Annotated in this window: 9 protein-coding genes; 4 read left to right on the top strand and 5 right to left on the bottom strand. The window is 59.3% G+C overall.

Going from position 1 to position 5,713, the window contains the following annotated elements:
- Positions 1–138 precede the first annotated feature (138 nt).
- The gene (locus tag JCM25156_RS08670; RefSeq protein WP_025812790.1) at positions 139–333 is read left to right on the top strand and encodes a DUF1656 domain-containing protein; all 195 of its coding nucleotides are present in this window, start codon (positions 139–141) and stop codon (positions 331–333) included.
- A 12-nt stretch (positions 334–345) separates the two neighbouring features.
- A complete protein-coding gene (locus tag JCM25156_RS08665) occupies positions 346–1,296 on the top strand; it encodes an efflux RND transporter periplasmic adaptor subunit (RefSeq protein WP_025812789.1) in 951 nt (316 codons plus the stop codon).
- Between the two features lie 283 nt (positions 1,297–1,579).
- Here JCM25156_RS08665 and JCM25156_RS08660 read toward each other — a convergent pair whose 3' ends face one another.
- Complete coding sequence (locus JCM25156_RS08660; RefSeq protein WP_025812788.1) at positions 1,580–1,795, bottom strand: hypothetical protein; 216 nt, start codon at positions 1,793–1,795, stop codon at positions 1,580–1,582.
- A 196-nt stretch (positions 1,796–1,991) separates the two neighbouring features.
- Here JCM25156_RS08660 and JCM25156_RS08655 point away from each other — a divergent pair, with 196 nt between their 5' ends.
- A complete protein-coding gene (locus tag JCM25156_RS08655) occupies positions 1,992–2,501 on the top strand; it encodes a hypothetical protein (protein ID WP_025812787.1) in 510 nt (169 codons plus the stop codon).
- A gap of 110 nt (positions 2,502–2,611) precedes the next feature.
- On the opposite strand, the gene JCM25156_RS08650 is transcribed toward JCM25156_RS08655, so the two are convergent.
- Positions 2,612–3,124 (bottom strand): nucleoside deaminase, encoded by a 513-nt coding sequence (locus JCM25156_RS08650; RefSeq protein ID WP_025812786.1) that lies wholly within the window; start codon positions 3,122–3,124, stop codon positions 2,612–2,614.
- A gap of 105 nt (positions 3,125–3,229) precedes the next feature.
- Positions 3,230–3,481 (bottom strand): hypothetical protein, encoded by a 252-nt coding sequence (locus tag JCM25156_RS08645; protein WP_025812785.1) that lies wholly within the window; start codon positions 3,479–3,481, stop codon positions 3,230–3,232.
- A 680-nt stretch (positions 3,482–4,161) separates the two neighbouring features.
- Between JCM25156_RS08645 and JCM25156_RS08630 the strand changes: the two genes are divergently transcribed.
- Positions 4,162–4,512 carry a hypothetical protein gene (locus tag JCM25156_RS08630; RefSeq protein ID WP_025812783.1) on the top strand — a complete coding sequence of 117 codons (351 nt, stop codon included), beginning with the start codon at positions 4,162–4,164 and terminating at the stop codon, positions 4,510–4,512.
- A 276-nt stretch (positions 4,513–4,788) separates the two neighbouring features.
- Here the strand turns inward: JCM25156_RS08630 and JCM25156_RS08625 are convergent, their stop codons facing one another.
- Together JCM25156_RS08625 and JCM25156_RS08620 are read right to left on the bottom strand one after the other, a co-directional pair.
- A complete protein-coding gene (locus JCM25156_RS08625) occupies positions 4,789–5,019 on the bottom strand; it encodes a DUF2171 domain-containing protein (RefSeq protein ID WP_025812782.1) in 231 nt (76 codons plus the stop codon).
- A 322-nt stretch (positions 5,020–5,341) separates the two neighbouring features.
- On the bottom strand, positions 5,342–5,713 hold a 372-nt coding region (locus tag JCM25156_RS08620), incomplete at its 5' end, for a hypothetical protein (protein ID WP_025812781.1).

The following is a 5,713-nucleotide window of genomic DNA, read 5'->3' as shown; positions in this document are numbered from 1 at the left end:
CACGCGGCACCTGCCCGCGCAGACGCAGTACGCGGCCCTGAACCTGCTGGCGGGGCTGAACGCGGTGCAGCGCGCATGGCATGCGGCCCGGCCGCACATGCGGCATTACGGTCTCATCCACGGACGGAAAGCGGGCTGATGCGGCAGGTTGTCGATGTGGAGGGCGTGCTGGTGTCCGCCTTTGTCATGAATCTGGGGCTGGCGCTGTGCACGCTGCTTGTGCTGCGGGCCGTGCTGTCCTGGCTCGGGCTGTGGCGGTTCATCTGGAACCCGCCGCTGGCGCAGTTCGGGCTGCTGATCTGCCTTGTTGGTCTGTACACACTGATCCTGTGAAAGAATACTGACTTGTTCGCTTATGCAAACCGTCTGGTCCGTGTGGCCATCACCCTGGTCATCCTGCTTGTCGCGATGATCGTGGCTGTCGTGCTGTGGGATTACTACACCGCCTCCCCCTGGACGCGGAACGGGCAGGTCCGCGCGCAGGTGGCCAATATCGCGCCGCGCGTTTCCGGGCAGATCAACGCCGTGAACGTGCAGGATAACCAGTTCGTCCATAAGGGCGACATCCTGTACGTGATTGATCCGTTCGATTTCCGGGTAAAGGTGGACATCGCCACCGCCGCCGTGAATGAACGCCGGGCGGATCTGGAGTTCAAGACATCACAGTACGAACGCCGCCAGCAGATTGCGGGCGTTGCGGTATCGGGCGAGGAAAAACAGCAGTTCGAGGCCGTGGCCGAGCAGGCGGAAGCGCAGTACGCTGCGGCACTGGCCGACCTGCGGCAGGCGCGCATCAACCTTGAACGGACCGAGGTGCGCAGTTCGATCAACGGCTATGTCACCAACCTGACCATGCGTTCGGGCGATTACGCCAATGCGGGGCAGGTCAATATCCAGATCATCGATACGGATTCCTACTGGGTGGACGGATATTTCGAGGAAACGAAAATCCACGCCATCAAAGTCGGTGATCCCGTGCGGCTGGATCTCATGGGGTTCCATGAACCGCTGTTCGGCCATGTGGAAAGCATTACCCGGGGCATCGCCAGCAATAACGCCGCCACGTCAACCCAGGGGCTGCCCGCGGTGGACCCGGTCTATACATGGGTGCGGCTGGCGCAGCGCATTCCGGTGCGCGTCCATATCGACAGGGTGCCCCCCGATCTGGTGCTGGCCGCGGGCATGACCACCACGGTTACCGTGGTCTCGGCGGCAGGCAACCGCCGCCATATGTCCATCCGCGATGCGCTGCACCATGTGGGCGACGACATCCAGCATCTGGTGGGGCACCGCTAACACCCCCCGCTTATCCACAGATTCGGGGGACGAATGTCCGGGCAACCCTGTGGACAGGCGCGTGCATGAACAGGGATAATGTGAGGAAATGCGACGACTCGCGCAGGCGGCTGGAAATTTCCTCCGCCCTGCGGGGCGCCCGTAATTTCAGAAGCTTTCTGAAGAACAACCGATTGATAAATTAAAGAATAAAAGTTTTTGGGTGCCGCCTTTTTTCAAAAAGGCGGCGTTCCCTGAAGCTTTCTGGAAAAAGCTTCACCAGAAACTTCCTTACGCTTTACTCTCAGTGCTGCGGTGGAAGGGAATACGGGTCACGCCTGGCCGTACTGGCCGCCATGCCCATGCGGTGCGCGCGGTACAGCAGCCCGTGGCCGCGCTTTTCAATCAGCACGCCGCGCCGCTGAAGCCTGTCGCTACTAATGGCGTAACCCGTCTCACGTATGATCTGCCCCCGCAGCACCTGCAACCACCCCCGCAGGGCAAGCCTCATCCGTGTCATGTCCCGCACGCTCCCTTTCCGCCAAGGCAATCACATCATTCATGGCAGATAGGATTTATATGCATAACTTTCAAGGGAACCCGCATGGATCGGGCGGTTATTTTTATTTATTTCATGTCATGACATGCAATTTGTGGCCATTCATGTGCACCGGCATGCCTCATCCATGACAAGGATGAACGGAACCAGTCCTGCCATGGGGGATACCTTGCGTTACCTGCTCCTGATTCTTGCCCTTGCCGCCAGCTATTGTGGCACGGCGACCGCCCAGACACCGGCGGCCCAGGTGATCAGCACATTGTTTGCCGACAAGCTGACCATGATGGATCTCGGCCTGATCCGTGCCGAGCGCGCCATGCAGCATGAAATCGACAGCCTGCCCGACAGTTATGACAGCGACATGGCGCCCGTGGCCGATTTCGACCCGCGCCGCAACAGCATCCTCGTGGGCATCTGGTACGAAAACCATGACAGCTTCACCCGCGACCAGTGCGGAAAGCTGCTGGATACGGTCCGGAAATCGTTTGGCAACCAGCCCACCACCATCATCGCCTCATGGTTCCGCCACCATGGCTATACGTCCCTGCGCGATGCCGGGCAGTTTTACACGGGGCTGCGCAACATCATCTGGCTGGTCGTGACGGATGGGGATCGGGCCTGCTCCTATTCCATGGCCAGTGGGCAGCAGACCGTAACCGGATTCTAGGGGCCGGAACCTTGCAAGGCCGATGCGGCGGAATGTCGCCTTTTTGAAAAAAGGCGACACCCGGAAACTTTGGCCATTATTTATTAATCGGTTGTTTTTAAAATATTTTCTTACAGGTCTTTCTGAGCGCGCCAGAACGTGCGCTGGAGTTCCGCCGCCTCGTCCTCCAGCATGGGGCCGATGACTTCCACCGGGCGCTGGCCCGCGGCGAACACCGTACGACAGGGCAGGTCCAGGGTCGGGTTTTCCGGGTGATTGCCGGTCATTTCCTTCAGGTCATGTTCACTCTGCCCGAACACGACGCGACCGATCCCGCTCCAGTACACCGCGCCCGCACACATCGCACATGGCTCGGCCGAGGTGTACATCGTGTATGACGCCAGTTCGGCGGGCGGAAATTTTCTGGAGGCGCGCGTGGCCAGCAGGCGCTCCGCATGCGCTGTCATGTCACCGCCTTCCGCCGTGTAGCCATTGCCCTGTTCCAGCACGATGGCGCCTTCCCCATCGACCAGAATGCAGCCAAAGGGGTGGTCGCCCCCTTTGCGCGCCTGCTCGGCCACAGCGAAGGCGCGGCGCAGGAAATGTTCATGATCGAGCGGGGGCAGGCGGGAAGGACCGGTCATTCCATATCCATGTAAATCAAGGGGTACGATCTTCGCTTGTGCCGGTTCCCGCGCGCCTTTTCAAACGGAAAAAACGGCTGGCCTTCCCCATGGCCGCATCATGGCCTAACACGCGCAGGGATGGGCCATGGCCGCGCTGACCGTTTCGATCTCATCATCAATATATCCCACGATATCCGTGTTGTCATACGACCCGTCGAACCGGGCGGCGGCCAGTTCGGTCCGCATGGCCGCCAGCCGGTCGCGCCGATGCGCAAGCTGGGCCACGTAGCGCGCGGTCCAGGCAGATTCCTCCGGTTCGAATCGGGCATCAATGGACGCCTGTGTGCAGTTATCGGGCAGGTTGGGATCGTGCATGAACCGCATCTCCATGTGTATGAAAAAGATACACAAGCAGGATGCAGGCTTCGATGACCGCCGCGAACCGCAACTATTTTCTTGCTGTATGTGTGTTTTTTTAGCACAGATTAAGTATGAAAAATGCACACACCTCCACACAGCCGACATCGCCCCGCACGCGCCCGCCCCGCGTTGACTGGGCCGCCCTGACCCCACCCTCACCCAACTGCGCGTACAGGGCTGCTCCACCCGTGAAACGGCGCGCAGGCTGGGCCTGAACATCAAGACACTGGAAGCCTATCTGCGCCGCCACCGGATCCGCCATGCCATACCGATGGACCGGCCCGATCAGGTCCGCCGCACCTGCCTGAACTGCGATACCGCCTTTGTGGCCGATGGCCGCTTCCTGCGCCTGTGCCCGGAATGCCGCGCCATGTTCAGCTAGGGCGCCATTTGGAAAATGAACTGCTGATAAAAACAGTAAAATGTTCCGGGCGCAGCCTTTTTTCAAAAGGGCGAGGTTCCCTGAAGCTTTTTGGAAAAAGCTTCACCAAAAACTTCCCTGGAATTTGCACAATGTCCCAAGGGCGAATTTTTCGGACGGTTTTTCAGGGATGCTCACATTTGCGTGCCATGGGAACCGTCCCTGCCGCCGCCCGCTTTATCAGGGCACCACAGCGCATCAGGATCCCCCGGATATGGACATGCACACGCCACGCCACGCGCCCCTGCCCGACAGCCTGTATAAAAACATCCACATCCGTGTATTCCTGCATCACGACCGGATCGGGCATGATGCGGCGTTACCGGCGGCGTCGCACAAAATGGCGGCAGGCGCTCCCGCCCGGCGTGGTCCGCGCGCCCTCACCCTTCTGGTGCTGGCTCTGGTTCTGGCCAGTCAGGGGCTGGGCGGGTGCAAGCGGCACGATGAAACCGTGGGCGAAAAAATAGATCATTTTGGTGACAAGGTGCAGGACAAGATCGACCCGCCCAAGGGCCCGGCGGAAAAGGCCGGCCGGTCAATTGACCGCACCCTGAATAATGACTGACCGCATCCAGCCAAGCTGATGCAGGGTCATAAAGCTATCTGGAAATAAATTTTCGATAGAAGATAATAAAAGCTTCCGGGTGCCGCCTTTTTTTCAGAAAGGCGGCGCCTCCCGAAGCTTTCTGAAAGAAGCTTCACCGGAAACTTCTTTATGATCTGGCAGGAGACCCGCTTTTCCCAGGGACAGAGGCACGAAGGCTTGCATTCCCGTTGTCTTCCGGGTCGGTCCTGCCAGCAGGCGCACGGAACCAGCCCGTCACCTGCATGGCGCATGTGTTTACGCTGGCGGGGTGTAGGACTGCACGTCCTCCACGGTATGGTTCAGCGTAATCTTGTCGTTGGCGGTGGACTGCACCCATGACACGGGAATGGTGAACGCACTTTCCGCCGGGCCATCCACGGTCACCTGGATTGTCGCATCGGCGTTGACGGCGGTAAGGGTACCCATGCGGCCCGTGCCTGCTGCGATCACATCCTGACCCAGCATGGCCTGATTCATTTCCGTCATTTTTTCCCTTTCCCTGTTTTGCATGAAGGTGGCGGCGCGACATTATTCATGTCATGCGCCAACACTGTACCGACCCGCGCTACAGATTGGCCTCCGGCTGCACATCGTTACGTAACGCACGCCCCGGATGCAAGTTGCCCGGCAGCACTGCCCGTGCTTCAGGCCGGTCCGGCTTCCGTTCTTTTTATATGAAAAAGAACCAGAAACTCCTGATTACTTGAAAGTCTGTGGCAAGACAGCCCGGCATATCAAGAATTACGGAAATCCCGCATCTCTTTTTCTTCATAAAAAAAGATGCGGCCCTGCCCCGCCCCGTTACCCTTCAGTCCACACCAAACTGGCGGCGGTGGGACATGACCTGATTCAGCTCCTCGTTGTAATGATGATACGTACCTTTGGGTACGCAGCCCATTTCCTCCAGATCCTCGAGCTTTATGCTGTCATTGAGCCAGTCATTGACCTCGTTGAACTCGATCTTCTGCGGCACGCCGCGCCCGCTGAACACAACCGGGTCATCCTGCCCCTGCACGTACCCGAATTTCTTGTAGACGCCATCCGTCGGCGGGTTGTGGTCCGCCATCTCGCCACACACCACGGATGCGCCATCCATGGAATGCACCACGACATCGCGGAACGTGGCGCTGTGGGGGTCCGCAAGGGTGGCCGCCACATGGCGCTCGCCCTCGGCGATCAG

It is taken from the genome of Komagataeibacter kakiaceti JCM 25156, assembly GCF_000613305.1.
This window is presented reverse-complemented; position numbering and strand designations above follow the sequence as displayed.

What these genes read in the sequence shown, in the direction of transcription:
- JCM25156_RS08670 (WP_025812790.1), top strand. Translation starts at nt 139, where the DNA reads ATGCGGCAGGTTGTCGATGTGGAGGGCGTGCTGGTGTCCGCCTTTGTC.
- JCM25156_RS08660 (WP_025812788.1), bottom strand. Translation starts at nt 1,795, where the DNA reads ATGACACGGATGAGGCTTGCCCTGCGGGGGTGGTTGCAGGTGCTGCGG.
- JCM25156_RS08655 (WP_025812787.1), top strand. Translation starts at nt 1,992, where the DNA reads ATGGGGGATACCTTGCGTTACCTGCTCCTGATTCTTGCCCTTGCCGCC.
- JCM25156_RS08650 (WP_025812786.1), bottom strand. Translation starts at nt 3,124, where the DNA reads ATGACCGGTCCTTCCCGCCTGCCCCCGCTCGATCATGAACATTTCCTG.
- JCM25156_RS08645 (WP_025812785.1), bottom strand. Translation starts at nt 3,481, where the DNA reads ATGCACGATCCCAACCTGCCCGATAACTGCACACAGGCGTCCATTGAT.
- JCM25156_RS08630 (WP_025812783.1), top strand. Translation starts at nt 4,162, where the DNA reads ATGGACATGCACACGCCACGCCACGCGCCCCTGCCCGACAGCCTGTAT.
- JCM25156_RS08625 (WP_025812782.1), bottom strand. Translation starts at nt 5,019, where the DNA reads ATGACGGAAATGAATCAGGCCATGCTGGGTCAGGATGTGATCGCAGCA.